Origin of the sequence: Formosa sp. S-31, assembly GCF_051172795.1 — a bacterium.
Taxonomy (GTDB): Bacteria; Bacteroidota; Bacteroidia; order Flavobacteriales; family Flavobacteriaceae; genus Formosa.
In genome coordinates, this window is record NZ_JAENDK010000004.1 from 102,651 (window position 1) to 120,898 (window position 18,248).

Sequence of the window (18,248 nt, forward strand, 5' to 3'; positions counted from 1 at the left end):
AAGCCCAATACAAAAAAGTACGGGGCTTAATCACAAACAAACGTATTAAATTACTAACTAAAAATTAGTGAGCTAAAGTTTCTAAAGCCTGTATTATGGCGACTTCTACGTCTACATGGTCTTGCTTTAAAACCTTTAGGTTTTTATCCAGCTGTTCTTGCGAAGCGCTGGAAATTTTATTTTGATTTAATTTTTCTAAAAGAATGCTGCTGGCTTCAGATAGATTTTTCGATAAGGGTGTCAACTCTGTTAAAATGGGACTTGGCGTTAATTTTAAAAACTGCTCATGATTTTTACTCCATTTTTCCAGATAGTTTTTAATTTTTGCCTGATTTTCCTGCGAAGGTTTAGTTTGCTGCATTCGTACCAAGGCATTAAAATGTACAGCGTCTAAGGCGTCTACAACACAGGCATCAGCAAAAAGAGTAAATGGTGAGTACGTTTGATATTCTATGCCATCTTTATTTCTCGCATAAATTTTTAAGGGTTCGCAGATTTGCTGTAGGGTAATTAAAGACGAAATATCTTGATTATTACTCATATTTCTTAAAATAACATCTCTGTTTTTAATGTGTGTAATCCCCAGTTCTTCCAGTCTGAAACTAACCGATGCAATGCGTTTTAACATACTGGCCACATCATTTACAGATTTGTCAGACCACAAACGTTCGGCAATGGCTATAGTTCTTGGCCAGATTCTCGAATCTATGGTTAATGGCGTGGTAAGTTCGCTCCACATTGTAGCTTCGCCTCCTAGTATTCTTGAGCGTTCAGCTTCGGTTAGACTTACGTTGCCAATTGGCTCAGTGAGATAATGTTTTTCAATAGATTCCATACGGTCGATATAAAATCCGTTAGATAAAATAGTGTTATACCCTTTTTTAGCAGCTTCAATTAAAGTGCCTCCTTTTGGAAGTCCTTCGTTTTCTCCTCTCCAGGAATGTATTACTGCTGTAGTGGGCATATTTGGGGTTAAAATTTCGTCCCAGCCAACTAATTTTTTACCCAGTTTATTTAAAATCTTTTCAACTTTAATATTGAAATAAGTCTGAAGATCGTGATTGGTTTTTAAGTTATGTTCTTTTTTGAATTTTTGGATGTCTTTATTCTCATCCCAGTGTCTGCCTTCGTTTTCATCGCCTCCAATATGAAAATAGTCATCGGGAAATAAGGTGACGATTTCAGTAAACAGCTTCTCTAAAAATACATAAGTGTCGTCGTTTGTTGGGTCTAGAGTAGGATCGAACACTCCGGAATTGCGTTCAACACTATATTCGTAACCAGATTTACTGCCAAGGTTAGGAAAAGCTGTTAAAATAGCAGAAGCATGCCCTGGGACATCGATTTCAGGAATTACGCGTATTCCTAAGTTAGAAGCGTAATTCACTACATCGCGTATTTGCTCCTGAGTGTAAAATAGCCCGTCTGAAGCCAGTTTTGTTAACTGCGGATAAACTTTAGATTGAATTCTAAAACCTTGGTCGTCCACCAGATGCCAGTGAAATACATTCATTTTTACGGCAGCCATGGCGTCTAAATTGCGTTTTATAACATGTACTGGGTGGAAGTGTCTGGAGACGTCAATCATGAGTCCTCGCCATACAAATCGTGGCTCATCGGTGATCGAAACTCCGGGGATAAAGTAGGTCGATTCGTTAAAGTCGATTAATTGCAATACTGTTTCAAGCCCTCTTAAGGCGCCAATATCTGTTTGTGCTTTAATACTAATTTGGTCCGGGGAAACCTCGAGAATATAAGCCTCGATTGTGTTAATATTTAAAGAAGCAATGTCGTTATACGAAATTTTTAAAGCAGCAGTCTTATTTTGTTTGGCTGAAACTGGAAATCCTGCTTTTAAAAATATGCCGGTTCTTCCGGATAATCGTCTTAAAAAATTAACGCTGGTAGATTTCAGACGCTCAGAATCTGGACCGTCCAGCGAAACCGTAAACGCTTCGTTAAGAATAAAAGGCTGATTGTTTTGAGTAATGTTTTTGGGCCAGGGCATCAGGTTGAAGGCCTCAGAAATATTCTGAGACCAGCAACTTAATGCAACCAAGCTAAATATGAATATGAAGAAGTGTTTCATCTATTAAAAATGATAGCGTTTAAAGGCTTCAATAGCGGCGTAATCTGCCAGGCCTAAATCATTGTATTTTTTTGCTGTTAAGCGATTGCGGTCTTCAGCACGCACCCAGAATTCTCTGGAATCGTCACCCTGAAACATCACGCCGTCTTTTTGAGATTGGTGATAAAAAATAGCATGTCGTTTTTTAAGTACCTGGTCAGGGCTCATAGGTACGGCCATTTCAATTTCATAAGACTCCCATTCGTGCCAGGCGCCACGGTACAACCACACCCAGCAGTCATCCATATAGGCCTTTGGTTTTAGGATGTCTAAAGCTTTAAATAAAGCGTCTAAACAGACTTTATGTGTGCCGTGAGGATCTGCAAGATCTCCAGCAGCATAAATCTGGTGAGGTTTAACAGTGTCTATCAGGTCGCAGATAATGGCTATATCGGTCTCAGTAAGATTTCCTTTTTTAATGGTACCGGTTTCGTAAAACGGTAAATCTAAAAAGTGAACATTTTCATCTTTTAGTCCCATATACCGCGTTGCGGCAAGAGATTCACTTCGTCTTATTAAACCTTTTAGTTTTCGAACTTCTACAGAGTCAATATCCTTATCAGTCTTGTTTTGAAAAAATTCGATAATATTTTTAGCTTCGGTAGCGTTGGGGTTAAGTTTAAGGCTGATTTCAGCAAATTTTAAAGCTTCTTCATCAGACACGGCAATATTTCCCGAAGTCTGGTAAGCAATATGTACATCGTGACCTTGTTCTACCAGGCGGTCGAAGGTGCCTCCCATGGAAATAACATCGTCATCTGGATGCGGACTAAAAATAATAACACGCTTTTTTGCTGGAGTAGCACGTTCCGGACGATACCCATCGTCGGCATTTGGTTTTCCGCCAGGCCAGCCGGTAATGGTGTGCTGCATTTTGTTAAACATTTTTATGTTTAAGTCGTAAGCAGTGCCTTCCTCAGTTAAAAGGCCAGACATACCATTGTCGTTATAATCTTTATCGGTTAATTTTAAAATGGGTTTTCCCAGTAATTCGCTAAGCCAGACTACCGCTTTTAATTTTAAAGGCTCAGTCCAAAAACAGGATGTCACTAACCATGGTGTTTTTACTCGTGTTAATTCCGATGAGGCTTCACTGTCTATAACAAAGGTGGTATTGTCGTGTTCCTGTAAATAGGTTGCAGGAACGTTAGATGTCATTTCTCCTTCAATTGCCTTCTTTAAAATTTTGGCTTTATTCAATCCCCAACCCAATAAAACAATACGTTTGGCACTTTTTACAGTACCAATGCCCATGGTAATGGCTTTTCGCGGAACATTGTCTATGCCTAAAAAGGCAGGAGCGGCATCTACACGGGTTAAATGGTCCAGAGTTATACTTCGGGTGCCGGAATTTAAATGCGAACCGGGTTCGTTAAACCCGATATGCCCGGTACGGCCGATTCCTAATAATTGAAAATCCAGTCCGCCGTACGATTTAATTTTCATTTCGTAATCAATACAATACTGGTATAAATCGTCTGCACTTACCATACCGTTAGGTATATTAATATTTTCCGGAAGTATATCCACATGGTTGAACAAATGCTCGTGCATGAAGTAAAAATAACTCTGGATATTATCTTTGCCCATAGGGTAGTATTCGTCCAGGTTAAAGGTTACGACATTGGAAAAGCTTAAGCCTTCTTCTTTATGCATTCTAACCAGTTCTTCGTAAACTTTTATAGGAGAAGACCCGGTAGCCAACCCTAAAACACAGGGTTTGTTTAATTTCTCTTTCTCTTGGATTAAAGTTGCAATTTCCTGAGCAACGATAATTGATGCTTCATTTGAAGAATCGAAAATGACATTGTGAATTTTTTCGAAGCGTGTTTCTTCAAATTTTCCAGCCTCTTTATAGGCTATACTTTTATAATCCGTTTGATCCACTCTCATTTTTATTGGTTTTGATAAAGCAAACGGGACGTGTCATCCCGTTTACTTTGGTAACTAATCAAATACTTATTTGGTTTGAAAACTAACTGAATACTGTTTTAGAAATTAGATGCTCCAGTGTCCCACCAAAGTCTCGTACCACCATTATCTGGTCCTTTTAACATGCCAATAGCTGTATCTACGTTGGCACCGTTGGTGTTTTTTTCTACGTCTACAAAATTGATTCTGCGAATTTGTGTTTCGGTGTCAATTTCGCCGCCGCTGTTGTTAACAACCACAGGGAACACTCTTGGGTATCCTGTGCGTCTGAATTCGCTCCAGGCCTCCTGACCATCAGGGAACATAGCAATCCACTTTTGCGTGATTATTTGTTCTAGCTGCTCTTCTTTACTGCCAGCGTCGTTAAAGGCAATTGTAACATTGCTAGGGTAAACAAAATTGTTTGCGGGGTTAAGTGCGTCCACAAAATCGTTAGGTGAACTCGTGCTATCTGCCAGATAAGCTTCTACACCACCAGCGCCGAACTGAGCAAAGGAAGCACGTACTCCAGCTTCGTAATTTGTTTTGGCATCTCCGGCGCCAGCCCAGTCTCTAAGGGCAGCTTCTGCTTTTAAGAAATTAACTTCGGCAGCGGTCATCCAGATTTTATCGGTGCCTTCTACAGCTTCACCAATAAAAGAATGGCTTCCGTATTCTGATTTTGCTTCAATTTTTATTCCCATGCGCACACCTTTGTAATCACCCAGAGCAGGGTCGGCAGGAGCCTTAAAGAACTTAGAGATTCTGTTGTCGTTAAATCCTTTTAAAATGGATTCCATTTCAGCACTCATACATACATCGCCCCATACGGTGCTTATGGTTAAAATTGGGTGCACGAAACCACCCATATCTACCAGCATGTTTGTAGCGTCTAGTAAACCGGCATTACTGGCAAGTGCCTTTTCTCCTTCGGTTTTTGCTAAGGCAGGATCTACCTTAGACACACGAATGGCTAAACGTAAACGAAGCGAATTAGCAAAAGCTCTCCATTGTGCAATATCGCCTCCCAGACTGGATTGGTCGAAAGGCACAAACTGCGTGTCTTCAGTAAATGCTTCCAGGCCGGAAATAGCATTGTCTAAATCGGTAAAAAATGCTTTATATGCTGTTTCTTGCGAATCGTATTCTCCTGTAGTATCGTAGTCGTTGTATTTGGAGTAACGAATTGGTCCGAACACATCTGAAATACGATGCATGGCCATAACTTTAATGATGTTGGCTAAATACACGAACTTCATTCCGTTTTCGTCTCCAGATAATTCCACTTGCTGCTTAATTTCTCTGGCATAAGGCATAACCCCGTTTCCATCATTAGAGTCGTAAGCATCACTCCATATAAATCCGTTCCATCCGTTAACCAAAGCATAAGTCTGGTTGTTTATATTACCTGCAAAAGGGGTTGGAGCGGTCATGTATCCAGAAAATACATCGGCGTTTAGGTTTTGCTGTAACTGGTAGTTCCAGGCAGGTTCCACTCGAATGACGTTCGAAAACAATGGCGAAAATCGAGAGCCTATATGGTTGTTTTGCTGTGTTAAACTTTCCTGTGAAATTCCGTAAGGATTGGTGTTAATATCTTCGAAATCTCCGGTACAGTTTGTTAAGCCTATGGCTACAACCGAAGCCAGTGTATATTTAAATAAATGTTTCATCTTTCTTAGAAATTTACGTTAATGTTTAACCCGATACTTCTTGTAGAAGGTTGGTTATAAATATCTACTCCTTGTAATCCCATACCTGTACTGGCAGCAATATTCGGGTCGAATGGAGCATCTTTGTAGAAAAAGAACAGGTTGTTAGCGATTAAGGAGAAGTTAATGTTGTCTACAAATTCACTGCTTCCTAAATCCAGTCTGTAGCCTATGGAAACTTCTCTTAAACTTACGTTTGTAGCATCGTAAACATATTCTCCTAACATACCATCTCTACCTCCAATAGCATTGTAGTAGGATTGAGCATCCATTTGAGCGGCTGTTCCGTTTTCATCAACTACATTAATCATTCCTCCATTAGTATTTCTGGCTTTAGCAGTTGCTTTAGAAACACCGTATTTATCGTTTACAGCTTCGGTAACACTCATCACATCTCCGCCAAATTTTCCATCGATTAAGAAGTTGAAATGGAAGTCACCAATTTCGAAACTGTTATTCCAGCCTAAAGTAAAATCTGGTTGTGCGTGTGCTACTGTTTCAAATTCTGTAGACATTAAAGTTCCAGAAGAATTAATTACAGGCGTACCGTTGTCGTCTCTAACTACAGAGCGGGCCTTAATACTACCAAAGTCTTCGCCTTCAATTAAAGAATATTCGTATCCGTTTACCCCGCGAGCGGTAACTATAGCTTCTCCGTCCTGTAATGATGGATGTACAGCAATTACCTTGTTGTCGTTTTGTGCAAAGTTGATTGCCGTGTCCCAGATGAAATTGTCGGTAACCACAGGTTTCGCATTTACTACTAATTCGATACCGTTACTGGAAATTTCTCCTGCATTTACAATATTTTGAGCGTATCCGTTAGGGTTTGGTTCTGCTTGAATATAGAAAATCTGGTTGTAGGTATTGGTGTTGTAATACGTGAAATCTAATCCTAAACGGTTTCCGAAGAAGCGCCATTCCGTACCAATTTCAAACCCTTTTTGTTTTTCTGGCTCCAGAGTTTCTCCTTCAAGTGGTGCAAAAGGAGCTGTTCCTATACCGGTATTAGTGTTATTAATTGTGTTTAAGGGAATAGTGGCGTATACCGGAATATCTTTACCTACCTCGGCGTAAGATCCTCTAATTTTCGCAAATGAAATACCATCTCCCATATCGAACATTTCTGTTAGTACTGCGGTTAAACCTGCAGACGGGTAGAAGAATGATTTAGAATCGGTATTTACTAAAGTTGAAGACCAGTCGGAACGACCTGTAACATCTAAGAATAACATGTCTTTATATCCAAAATCCAACGATCCGAAAACAGATTGTACTTCTCTGTTACCAACAGATTGTCTTATGTTGTTAGTTGTAGTAAAGTTGGCAATGTTAAATACATTAGGGTAAATTAAACCAGCACCATCACGACCAGAATCTAAGTAGGTCTGATCTCCAATTTTATATTTTGTTAAACTCGTACCTAATAAGGCAGAGAATGTAAAGTCTTCAGAGAAATTAGTGTTGTAAGAGGCAATTAAGTCTAAATACTGTTGCGTGTTTTCTGTTTTTTCCAGAATGTAACGTCCGTTATCACCCGAGTTTACAGGGTCTGTACCGGCGTATTGTCTTTTGTCGAAAGTAAAGAATGTTTTATCAAAACTTCCTCTGGATTGTAAAGAGAAAGCTTCGGTAATTTGATATTTGAAATTAACATTGGCAAAAACACGTTGAGCGATATCTTTACTAGGACTGCGATAAATTAACCAATATGGGTTTTGCTGAATGTTTTCGTCGAAAGACGTAGCATACTGATCCATCTGGTTTAATTCGGTATTAAAATACTCGAAATTGTCTTTATAGGTATCCCTGCTTATGCCTACAGGGTGTAAATACACAGCTGTTAACGGGTTGGAGTATAAACCGTTTGTAGGACGATTCCAGATACGCTGGTCTGATAAGTTAATACTTGCAGAAACATCAATTTTATCATCTAAGAATTTTGCGGTTTCTCTTAAGGTAAGGTTGTTACGTGTTAAACGGTTTTCCGGGATAACGCCTTCGCCTATAGTATTCGCATAAGAAAAATAGGTTTGTGCTTTTGCATTACCCGCGGTTAGGGATAAAGCATTAATAGAGGTGTAACCTGTCTGGAAAAAATCTTTGGCATCGTTGCTTAAACCATCTGTTTTTGCACCCCAGGATTTAGCGTCAACCACACGACCATTTTCGGCGATAGGCTGTCCAACAGAAACACTCTGGTATTCCGATTGTAATTTAGGTAAAGACATAACATTGTCTACCGTAAAACTGGAATTGAAGTTAACGGCAAGAGCGCCATCTTTACCTTTTTTAGTGGTAATTAATATAACCCCGTTGGCCCCCTGGCTTCCGTATAATGCAGAAGCAGATGCTCCTTTTAAAACCGTCATGCTTTCAATATCGTCCGGGTTAATCATAGACATGGCGTCTCCACCGTCACGGTTACCAGTCTGGCTTCCAAAAATGTCGGTGCCAGGTTCATTCCCATTGGAACCGTTTCCACTGTTTAACATCGGGATTCCGTCTATTACATACAGCGGGTCGTTATTAGTGGTAGAGGTATTTCCCCTTAAAACTACTTTTGTAGCACCTCCTAAACCAGAAGAACTTCTGGAGATTGTTAAACCTGCCGATTTACCAGATAAACTGTTAATAGGGTTGGTTTGTTTAACACGGGTAAGTTCGTCGCCACCAACTTCCTGAGCAGAGTAGGTTAGGGCTTTCTTTTCCTTTTTAATCCCTAAGGCTGTTACTACAACCTCGTTTAATTGCTCGCTGTCTTCAGCAAGTTGTACATTGTAAATACTGGAATCAGCAATGGTAACATTTACGGTGGTCATACCTAAGTACGAAAATGTTAGTACATCGCCTACACTGGCAGAAATGCTGTAATTTCCATCGAAATCTGTAAGTGTACCGTTGGTAGTTCCTGTTACCAACACATTTACCCCTGCAAGTGGCATGCCGTCGGCTACAGAGGTAACAGTTCCCTTAATTTCCTTTTCCTGAGCGAACATCAGCTGCACGCTAAAAAACAGAAAAGAACATAAGAAAGTCATTCTTAAATAGTGTTTCATAATTTGATTGTTTAGTCTCGTTATTTGATTCAAGTATATTTCGAAATAATTTTCTTTTAAAAAAAAATATCTAAACGACATGATTTAACATATAAATAACATTGAGGTTTCGATAAGCGTTTTTTGTAAAATAAACATTAGGTAAATTAATTGTTAATTAATGAATATATTATTAAAATTGCTTAATTATTATTAGTGTTTTGCTTTAATCATTGCGATAACTTAAATCTTTTTCCTTGTTAAAATTTAATATAAAGCAGTCTATATCAGTAAAGTATCATGTCTTGTTCTGGCTTGGATATTTTTTGTTTAATGTATTGCGCTGGGGGAGTTACTTTAACGACTACTGGTATTCGGTAAAGTCTAATCTGGTAGAGTTTCCTATTCATATAATAGTAGTATATATCAATGTGTACTATTTAATACCCCGACTGGTATTGCGAAAACGCTATGTACAGTATTTATTGGCTTTAATATCGATGCTGGCTTTGGTATATCTGGTAAGAACGGGTTTAAACTATGTGTTGGTAACCAAAGATATCTGGCCGGAAGCAGAAAATGCCGGGAAATTTTTAGAATTAAACCATATTATCGCCGTGGTTTTAGGTGAGTTATATGTTATAGGATTTGTATCTGCTATCAAACTGTTAATCGACTGGAGTATAGAAAAACACCGAAACGAAGAACTCGCGAAACTACAGTTAAGTACCGAATTAAAATATTTACGCACCCAGATTCAGCCGCACTTCTTTTTTAACACCTTAAATAATTTATATGCTTTAACCCTAACAAAGTCTGATAATGCACCGCAACTGGTTATTAAAATTTCTGATATGATGCAGTATGTGCTCTATGAGGTTAACAGTTCCAAGGCCGACTTGTTAGAAGAAATTAATTACCTTAACAACTTTATAGATATTGCCCGACTGCGCTTTAATGAATCCATAGATTGCGAAATGAATATTACGGGAGATATTGAAGATGTAGAAGTGCCGCCTTTATTATTTTTAACCTTTATAGAAAATTGCTTTAAACACGGGTTAAAGGATAGTGAACATGTAAAGGTTAAGATGAATTTTGAAATTGTAAATAAAGAATATCTGGAGTTTAGCTTAAGTAATAGTTTTAATCCGGAGTCCAATATTACGAATCAGGAAGGTATAGGACTGTCTAACACCAAACGTAGGTTAAATTTATTATTTTCTAACGATTATAAATTGGAGACAAATATCGTAGACAATCTGTATAACTTGTTTTTAAAAATCCCCATTCGATGAAAATTAAGTGTGTTATAATAGACGATGAATCTTTAGCGATAAAGGTTATTGAGGATCATTTAAAGAACTTCGACCATATAGAAGTGGTGGCTACATTTAACAATCCACTCAAGGCTTACGGCATTTTAGAACAAGAAAAAATAGATGTAATATTTCTGGATATTAATATGCCGCAACTAAGTGGTTTTGCTTTTATAGAAAATTTAAGTTACAAGCCCTTAATTGTTATAACCACGGCTTATCGCGAATATGCTGTAAAAAGTTTTGAATTGAATGTACTTGATTATCTGGTAAAACCCATTCCGTTTAATCGCTTTTTAAAAACCATAAATAAAGTATATCAGCAGGTTTATGTTAACAATGCTTCGGCCGATTTCGGATTTCAGCAGGAACCCCACATTTTTTTAAAAGTAGGGAAGAAGCTGGTAAAAGTAAATTTAAACGACATTCTTTTTATTGAAAGTCTTAAGGATTATATTAAAGTTATAACCACATTGGGCGATTATGTGGTGCACAAATCCCTGACCGCCATTTCTGAAGAATTGCCACAATCCAATTTTTTACGTGTTCATCGTTCGTACACAATCTCCATAAATAAAGTAAATTCTGTAGAAGGTAATATGGTTGAAATTGCCAACAGGAAAATCCCGATAGGACGGAATTATGTGAAGCTTACACGCGAGCGCATTTTTAAAAATGAAGATATTCAAACTTAAATAACCCAATCAATTTTTTAATCATTATTTACTAAATCATCATGTCTAAAACTTTAGAAGCTCAGATGGTACAGAAGCAAAGTGCTTTTGTGCCCATACTTATTATTGCCGGATTGTTCTTTATTTTTGGTTTTGTAACCTGGATAAACGGCGCCCTAATTCCGTTCATGAAAACGATAAACGAATTAACCGATGCCCAGTCTTATCTCGTAGCTTCGGCTTCCTATATTTCTTTCGTGGTAATGGCTTTGCCGGCTTCCTTTATTATTGGAAAAGTAGGCTATAGAAAAGGAATGTCCATAGGTTTAGCTATTATGGGGATAGGAGCATTAGTTTTTATTCCTGCAGCAGAAGCCAGAACGTATGGTTTGTTTCTTACCGGTATCTTTATTCAAGGGTTGGGAATGACTTTATTACAAACGGCATCTAATCCTTATATAACTATTTTAGGACCACTTGAAAGTGCAGCAAAGCGTATTGCCATTATGGGGATTGCAAATAAAGTTGCCGGAGCCCTAGGGTCTTTAATTTTTGGGGCTATATTATTATCCGGAATCGATGATATTCAGGAGCAGTTGGCTTCGGTTTCTCTAGAAGAAAAAAATAGTTTGCTTAACGAAATGGCCGATAGTGTAGTAATGCCTTATATTATTATGGCGGTTGTTTTATTCATTCTTGCTTTTCTAATCACTAAAGCTCCGTTACCGCATGTTGAAGCCGAATCGCTTGAAGATGATACAGCAGCTAAAGATGAACAGACCAAGAAGACCAGTATATTTCAGTTTCCACATTTGTGGTTGGGTGTGCTGGCACTTTTTGTTTATGTTGGTGTTGAGGTTATAGCGGGAGACACAATTATTTCTTACGGACTGTCTTTAGGTATGCCTGGCGAGCAGGCCAAATCGTTTACTTTAATGACCTTAATGGCTATGGTCGCCACTTATGCTCTAGGTGTATTTTTAATTCCAAAATATATAAGTCAGGTGCTGGCTTTAAAATTAAGTGCTGTGCTAGGGGTCATTTTTGCACTTTGTGTATTGTTTACCACAGGTTTTACTTCGGTGCTTTTTGTAGCGGCTTTAGGGATTTCCAATGCTTTAGTATGGCCGGCCATATGGCCTCTGGCTTTAAACGGGATGGGAAAATTTACTAAGACGGCTTCGGCGCTTCTTATCATGGCGATTTCTGGGGGTGCAATTATACCTCCACTGTATGGCGCTTTGGTCGATTCTAAAAAAGAAGAGTTATTGGCTGAGGGTGTAGAACAAGCTACAGCTATGGCTAATGCGGCAACTTCGGGGTACTGGATTTTAATTCCGTGTTATTTAATTATTCTGTTTTTTGCCGTTTATGGTCGCAAAATAGGATTGAAAACAGCCTAAGTTATAAGAAATGAAACAACGGATAGCGTCTGTAGATCTTTTACGAGGTATAACCATTGCAGCTATGATACTTGTAAATACACCCGGCGACTGGGGGAGTGTATATACGCCTTTATTACATGCGGAATGGCATGGTTTAACGCCTACAGATTTAATCTTTCCGTTTTTTCTTTTTATCGTAGGGATTTCGATTTATTATGCCTATAAAAATAAAATAGCCACCAGGCTTACCTATAGGAAAATTGCTGTTAGAAGTTTAAAGCTAATAGGGTTAGGACTATTTTTAAACCTGTTTACGCCAATACCTCCTTTTATAGAAACTCTGGAGACAGTACGTATTCCGGGTGTTTTGCAGCGTATTGGTGTTGTGTTTTTTATAACCTCATGGTTATACCTTAATTTTAAGTGGAAAGTTTTAGCGCGTATAGTTGCATTTATTTTAATAGGGTATTGGTTGTTTTTAGGGTTTGTGCCCTTGCCAGACGGTACGTTACCTGCTTTTGAAAGAGCACCGAATAACTGGTCTAATTATATCGATTTAAAGTTGTTTGGAAAGCACATGTGGCAGGCCGATTACGATCCGGAAGGCTTTATGGGAACCTTTCCTGCTATTGCCACCTGTATCTTAGGCGTGTTAATAGCTAAAATTTTGGATTCCCGAGGCGGGTTTAAGACTGTAAAATTATTAGGAATTGGAGGGGTGTTAATAATTTTAGGGTACTTATGGCATTTTGTTTTTCCTATAAATAAGGCGCTTTGGAATAGTAGTTTTGTGCTGGTCACTGCTGGTATTGGTACTGTTATACTTGGCGTTATTTATTTTATAGTAGATGTAAAACAATGGCATTTTGGAGCTGTATTTAAATATGCCGGGATGAATGCAATTACCGTATATTTTTTATCCAGTCTTATAAGTAAAATCTTTTATGTCATCCCAGTAGGTAATGCTTATAATATACATTCCTGGCTATATCAGCATGGTTTTGTGTATCATGACATGCCTGCTAAATTGTCTTCTTTAGTTTATGCTTTAGCCGTAGTGTTAGGTTATTTAGGTTTAGGATATTATTTATACAAAAAGAAAATTTTTATTAAGGTTTAAGGAATGAAAGGAAAATTACATGGAGATACATTATCGCATCATAAAATTTATTATTTTTCAAACCTTAATATCGTATTGTAATATTTTTAAAAGATCATTATCATGATGCATTCTGCTCCAAGTTTAACATTTTTTAAACCAGAATTTATACCTAATTCGGGTGCCGTATTGGTAGATGCTGGAATTTCAGCAGGAGTTCCGGTTTCCGCAGGCGATGTAAATCAAACAAAATTATCCCTGGATGAAGAACTGGTTCGTAACAAGGATGCTACCTTTTTTGCGAGAGTTAGTGGGCAAAGTATGATTGGTGCTGGTTTGGATGATAATGATTTATTGGTGATTGATCGCAGTCTGGAGGCTAGAGACGGTAAAATAGCAGTATGTTTTTTAGATGGTGAATTTACCGTTAAGCGACTAAAGGTAAAAGCAGGAGAAGTTTGGCTTATGCCTGAAAATCCGAAATACGAACCAATTCAGGTTACCTCTGAAAATGATTTTGTTATCTGGGGTATAGTCACTAATGTGATTAAACGCGTTTAGTTTTAAGATGAAAATTTAGATAGAAAAGAAAATGCCGCAAATGTAATTTGCGGCATTTTTTATTAGGTATATAATAAGTTTAGTTGGTTAAAATCTGTTTTAGCAAAGTGGCAAAACTTTCAGGATCTAAACCAAGTTGTTGCTGAAGTTCAGTCACGCTTCCTTGTTCTATAAATTGATCTGGAATACCTAAAATTTCCAATGGCGTAGTATACTTGTGTAGTGCCATAAATTCGGCTATTGCACTTCCAAATCCACCGGAAATCACATGATCTTCAATAGTAAGAATATGGGTATATGTTTTACAAATATCATGCAGTAGGTTTTCGTCAAGTGGTTTTACAAATCGCATATCGTAATGCGCAATTTGTTCCTGTAATTCAGGTGTAAGTAGGCTAATGGCATTTTCAGTATTATAAGCCATACTACCGATACTTAAAATGGCTATTTTGTTTCCTGCTTTGAGTTGTTCTGCTTTTCCTAGTTCAACCTTATTGAATGGTTTTTTCCAGTCTATTTCACGGCCTCTTCCGCGTGGATAGCGTATAGCAATAGGTTGGGATATTCCCAGTTGTGCTGTATACAGGATGTTTCGTAATTCTGCTTCGTTTCTCGGTGCAAATACAATGAGGTTTGGTACGCATCTTAGGTAAGCTAAATCGAAAACCCCATGATGGGTAGCACCGTCTTCTCCTACTAAACCAGCGCGATCCAGACAAAATATTACGGGTAAATTCTGTATGGCGACGTCATGAATAATCTGGTCGTAAGCGCGCTGTAAAAAGGTGGAATATACATTACAAAAGGGAATGAGACCCTGAGTAGCCATTCCGGCGGCTAGTGTTACGGCATGTTGTTCTGCAATACCAACGTCAAAAGCGCGATCAGGAAAGGCTTTCATCATATACTTTAATGAGCTTCCTGTAGGCATAGCAGGCGTAATTCCAATAATATTAGGGTTTGATTCGGCCAATTCGACTATAGTGTGTCCAAAGACATCCTGAAATTTTGGTGGCTGAACCGTGTTTGCTTTTACTATAAGATCTCCGGTTTTAGCGTCAAATTTTCCCGGTGCATGATATTTAACCTGGTCTTCTTCTGCCTGTTTTAAGCCCTTTCCTTTTGTGGTAATAAGATGTAGAAATTTTGGGCCTGGAACAGTTTTTAAGCGCTCTAATTCTTCAATTACTCTGGGTAAATCATGTCCGTCTATAGGACCGGAGTAATTAAAGTTTAAAGCCTCAAAAATATTGTCCTGTTTTTGAGTCCCTTTTTTAACATTTGTAAGATACATTTTAAGGGCCCCTACACTCGGGTCTATGCCTATGGCATTATCATTTAAAATAACCAGAATATTAGCTTTTGTTACTCCGGCGTGATTAAGGCCTTCAAAAGCCATTCCGCTTGCAATAGAGGCGTCTCCAATTACAGCGATATGTTGTTTTTTTAAGTCGCCTTTTAATTTAGAAGCGATGGCCATTCCTAAAGCTGCTGAAATGGAGGTTGAAGAATGACCAACTCCAAATGCATCGTAAATACTTTCGTCGCGTTTAGGGAATCCGCTTAAACCATCGAGCTGTCTGTTAGTATCAAATTTTGCCTTGCGTTCGGTTAAAATTTTGTGTACATAAGCCTGATGGCCCACATCCCAGATTAAAAGATCTTCCGGAGTATTGTACACATAATGTAAGGCTATGGTAAGTTCTACAACTCCTAAACTAGCACCTAAATGGCCTTCTTTTGTTGCTACGATTTCAATGATGAATTCACGTAATTCTTTAGCTAAAAGCGGTAGGTCTTCGGGCGTTAATTTCCGAAGATCTTCAGGCGAATTTATTTGTTGAAGTAAATGTTTCATGCGGTTACAAATGTACGTTTTGAAATTGTATTTTTACGGTATGGAAAAAATTTTTGACGATACTTATTTTATGAAAAAAGCGCTTCAGGAGGCGGAAATAGCTTTTGAAAAAGGCGAAATTCCTGTTGGGGCAGTTATAGTGATAGATAATAAAGTAATTGCCCGGGCTCATAATTTAACTGAAACGCTGAATGATGTTACCGCCCATGCCGAAATGCAGGCCATTACTGCGGCGGCCAATTATCTGGGGGGAAAGTATCTTAAAAAATGTACGCTATATGTTACCCTGGAACCTTGCCAGATGTGTGCGGGAGCGCTTTACTGGAGTCAGATTTCCAATATAGTTTATGGCGCGAGAGATGAAGCCAGAGGTTGTATCAATCTGCAAACCAAACTGCACCCTAAAACCGAAATGCGTGGTGGTATAATGGAAGCTGAAGCCGCACAACTAATGAAACGCTTTTTTATAGAAAAACGGAATTTAAATTAGAGGTTTCGGTCGTCGCCTTCCTGTTCTCTCATCTTTTTCAGGTTTTCTTTCGTAAGCATGTAATCTTTCAGGTCTTTATCTTTCCATCGGTAGTAAGAAAATACAGGAAAAGCTATCAGGAACAGCCCTAAAACACCAAAACCAATAAGTTTTTCAGAATAGGGCAGATCAAAAATAAAGCCAGCGATTATACTGCCTAAAGTCACGATAAATAATGTGTAAATGACATATTTCATGCGGCTGAATTTAATTGGTAATGTTTATTAATTGTCTGCGGTAGGCTGTTAATAGTTTGGATTTCGAAATAAATCCAACATATCTCTCATCCTTAATTACCGGCAGATTCCAGGCTCCGCTATCCTGGAATTTTTTCATAATATCGGTCATTTTATCGGTGTTTAAATCGATAATCTCCGGAGGGTTTTGCATCACGTCTCGTGCCAGAACTTCCTTGTAAAGACTTTGGTCAAACATAATTGGGCGTATGTCATCCAGCAGCATAATTCCAACTAATTTATCGGTTTTTTGACCGATTACGGGGAAGATATTTCTATTGGATTTTACCACGGCTTCATGCACAATTTCTCCTAAAGTCATTTTAGGATTAATAGGGATAAAATTGGTTTCAATAATCTTGGTAATATCCATTAAAGTCAATACGGCATGATCTTTATCATGTGTAATAAGTTCGCCTTTTCTCCCCAGTTCCATAGTATATACTGAGTGTGGCAGGAAGGATTTTGCAATACTGAAGGAAATCGCAGCAGTGAGCATGAGCGGAATAAATAAATCGTAACCTCCCGTCAGTTCCGCAATTAAGAATATTGCGGTTAACGGAGCTTGTAATACTCCGGCCATAAGCCCTGCCATACCAACTAACGTAAAGTTGCTTTCAGAAATGGGTTTGCTTAGCCAATCGGTGTAGTTGATGAGTTTGGCAAAACAGTGGCCCATTAAACTACCCATGAAAAGTGTAGGTGCGAATATTCCCCCAACACCTCCGGCACCAAAAGTTAAGGCACTGGCTATAATTTTAAAGAAAATTAATCCGCAAAGTAACATAATTACAATCCAGAAATTATCTGTATCCAGCCCCAGAAAATTATTAACCAAGGCTTTTTCCGGGCTTCCTGCAATTAAATTGTTTATAACGTCGAATCCTTCTCCATATAGCGGCGGAATAAAATAGACCAGAATTCCAATACCAATACCTCCAATTAAAACCCGTCGCATAGGAGAGCTGATCTTATCGAAGAAACTCTGAATACGGTCGTATACCTCGGTAAAGTAAATTGATATTAAAGCAGCGATAACGCCTAAAATCATATAGAAAGGTGCGTCGGATAAGTGAAATTCATCTTCTATTTTAAAAGGCAGAATGATATCGTCACCAAAAAAGAAGTACGAAGTTAAGATGGCCGACAATGATGCTAAAAGTAAAGGGAGCATCGAAGCCAGGGTTAAGTCCAGACTAAAGACTTCAATCGCAAAAATAATAGCAGCAATAGGTGCTTTAAATATTGATGACATGGCTCCTGCAGCAGCACAACCCACCAGAAGATTTCTTGTGGTCTGGTTCATGTGGAACATTCTGGAAATGTTAGATCCAATTGCTGCTCCTGTGGCAACCGTCGGGCCCTCTAGTCCTACAGATCCTCCAAAACCAACAGTTATTGGAGCTGTTAAAATAGACCCAAACATTTGATATTGGCGCATTATACCCTTGCGTTTGGCAATGGCATATAAGGTAGAAGGAATACCATGACTTACCTTGTTTCTGATAACATATTTTATAATAAGATATACCAGTGTAAACCCGATAATAGGGAAAACAAAATAAAAGGCATGGTGGTAATATTTTACCAGATTCCCTTCTAAAAAGTGCTGAATAAAGTGCGTTAAGTTTTTTAGGGTTACTGCGCCCAAACCAGAAGTAAATCCTAAAAGGATACTAAGGATATATACAAATTGTCTTTGCGAAATGTGTTTCGCTCTCCAGATCAAAAAACGCTTTAAGACGGTATTTTTAGGCATAATATAAAGCTACTAAAAAATCCTGCATTTGCAGGATTT

Annotated in this window: 13 protein-coding genes; 6 read left to right on the plus strand and 7 right to left on the minus strand. The window is 38.3% G+C overall.

Annotated elements, in window-relative coordinates; translation table 11 throughout:
- Positions 1 to 64: 64 nt before the first annotated feature.
- The 4 genes from I3217_RS06205 to I3217_RS06220 form a co-directional block, all read right to left on the minus strand.
- Positions 65 to 2,089: a beta-N-acetylhexosaminidase gene (locus I3217_RS06205; protein ID WP_435048888.1), complete on the minus strand. Its 2,025-nt coding sequence runs from the start codon at positions 2,087 to 2,089 to the stop codon at positions 65 to 67.
- A gap of 3 nt (positions 2,090 to 2,092) precedes the next feature.
- Positions 2,093 to 4,021, minus strand: a complete 1,929-nt coding sequence (nagB, locus tag I3217_RS06210; RefSeq protein ID WP_435048889.1) for a glucosamine-6-phosphate deaminase — start codon at positions 4,019 to 4,021, stop codon at positions 2,093 to 2,095.
- Positions 4,022 to 4,119: 98 nt separating this feature from the next.
- Positions 4,120 to 5,712: a RagB/SusD family nutrient uptake outer membrane protein gene (locus I3217_RS06215; RefSeq protein WP_435048890.1), complete on the minus strand. Its 1,593-nt coding sequence runs from the start codon at positions 5,710 to 5,712 to the stop codon at positions 4,120 to 4,122.
- 5 nt (positions 5,713 to 5,717) lie between these two features.
- A complete protein-coding gene (locus tag I3217_RS06220) occupies positions 5,718 to 8,810 on the minus strand; it encodes a SusC/RagA family TonB-linked outer membrane protein (RefSeq protein ID WP_435048891.1) in 3,093 nt (1,030 codons plus the stop codon).
- Between the two features lie 236 nt (positions 8,811 to 9,046).
- On the opposite strand from I3217_RS06220, the gene I3217_RS06225 reads away from it, so the two are divergent.
- The 5 genes from I3217_RS06225 to I3217_RS06245 all read left to right on the plus strand — a co-directional run bounded on the left by I3217_RS06225 (position 9,047) and on the right by I3217_RS06245 (position 13,827).
- Positions 9,047 to 10,087, plus strand: coding sequence for a sensor histidine kinase (locus I3217_RS06225; protein ID WP_435048892.1), 1,041 nt, complete (start codon positions 9,047 to 9,049; stop codon positions 10,085 to 10,087).
- A complete protein-coding gene (locus tag I3217_RS06230; protein ID WP_435048893.1) occupies positions 10,084 to 10,803 on the plus strand; it encodes a LytR/AlgR family response regulator transcription factor in 720 nt (239 codons plus the stop codon). The genes I3217_RS06225 and I3217_RS06230 overlap by 4 nt, the downstream gene beginning before the upstream one ends.
- A gap of 41 nt (positions 10,804 to 10,844) precedes the next feature.
- Positions 10,845 to 12,185, plus strand: coding sequence for a sugar MFS transporter (locus I3217_RS06235; protein WP_435048894.1), 1,341 nt, complete (start codon positions 10,845 to 10,847; stop codon positions 12,183 to 12,185).
- A gap of 10 nt (positions 12,186 to 12,195) precedes the next feature.
- A complete protein-coding gene (locus I3217_RS06240; RefSeq protein WP_435048895.1) occupies positions 12,196 to 13,287 on the plus strand; it encodes an acyltransferase family protein in 1,092 nt (363 codons plus the stop codon).
- A gap of 105 nt (positions 13,288 to 13,392) precedes the next feature.
- Positions 13,393 to 13,827, plus strand: a complete 435-nt coding sequence (locus tag I3217_RS06245; RefSeq protein ID WP_435049137.1) for a LexA family protein — start codon at positions 13,393 to 13,395, stop codon at positions 13,825 to 13,827.
- Positions 13,828 to 13,906: 79 nt separating this feature from the next.
- On the opposite strand, the gene dxs is transcribed toward I3217_RS06245, so the two are convergent.
- Positions 13,907 to 15,685 (minus strand): 1-deoxy-D-xylulose-5-phosphate synthase, encoded by a 1,779-nt coding sequence (gene dxs / locus I3217_RS06250; protein ID WP_435048896.1) that lies wholly within the window; start codon positions 15,683 to 15,685, stop codon positions 13,907 to 13,909.
- A gap of 40 nt (positions 15,686 to 15,725) precedes the next feature.
- On the opposite strand from dxs, the gene I3217_RS06255 reads away from it, so the two are divergent.
- Positions 15,726 to 16,175, plus strand: coding sequence for a nucleoside deaminase (locus I3217_RS06255; RefSeq protein WP_435048897.1), 450 nt, complete (start codon positions 15,726 to 15,728; stop codon positions 16,173 to 16,175).
- On the opposite strand, the gene I3217_RS06260 is transcribed toward I3217_RS06255, so the two are convergent.
- Positions 16,172 to 16,411 (minus strand): hypothetical protein, encoded by a 240-nt coding sequence (locus I3217_RS06260; RefSeq protein ID WP_435048898.1) that lies wholly within the window; start codon positions 16,409 to 16,411, stop codon positions 16,172 to 16,174. The genes I3217_RS06255 and I3217_RS06260 overlap by 4 nt on opposite strands.
- 10 nt (positions 16,412 to 16,421) lie before the next feature.
- Positions 16,422 to 18,209: a chloride channel protein gene (locus I3217_RS06265; protein ID WP_435048899.1), complete on the minus strand. Its 1,788-nt coding sequence runs from the start codon at positions 18,207 to 18,209 to the stop codon at positions 16,422 to 16,424.
- Between the last annotated feature and the right edge of the window lie 39 nt (positions 18,210 to 18,248).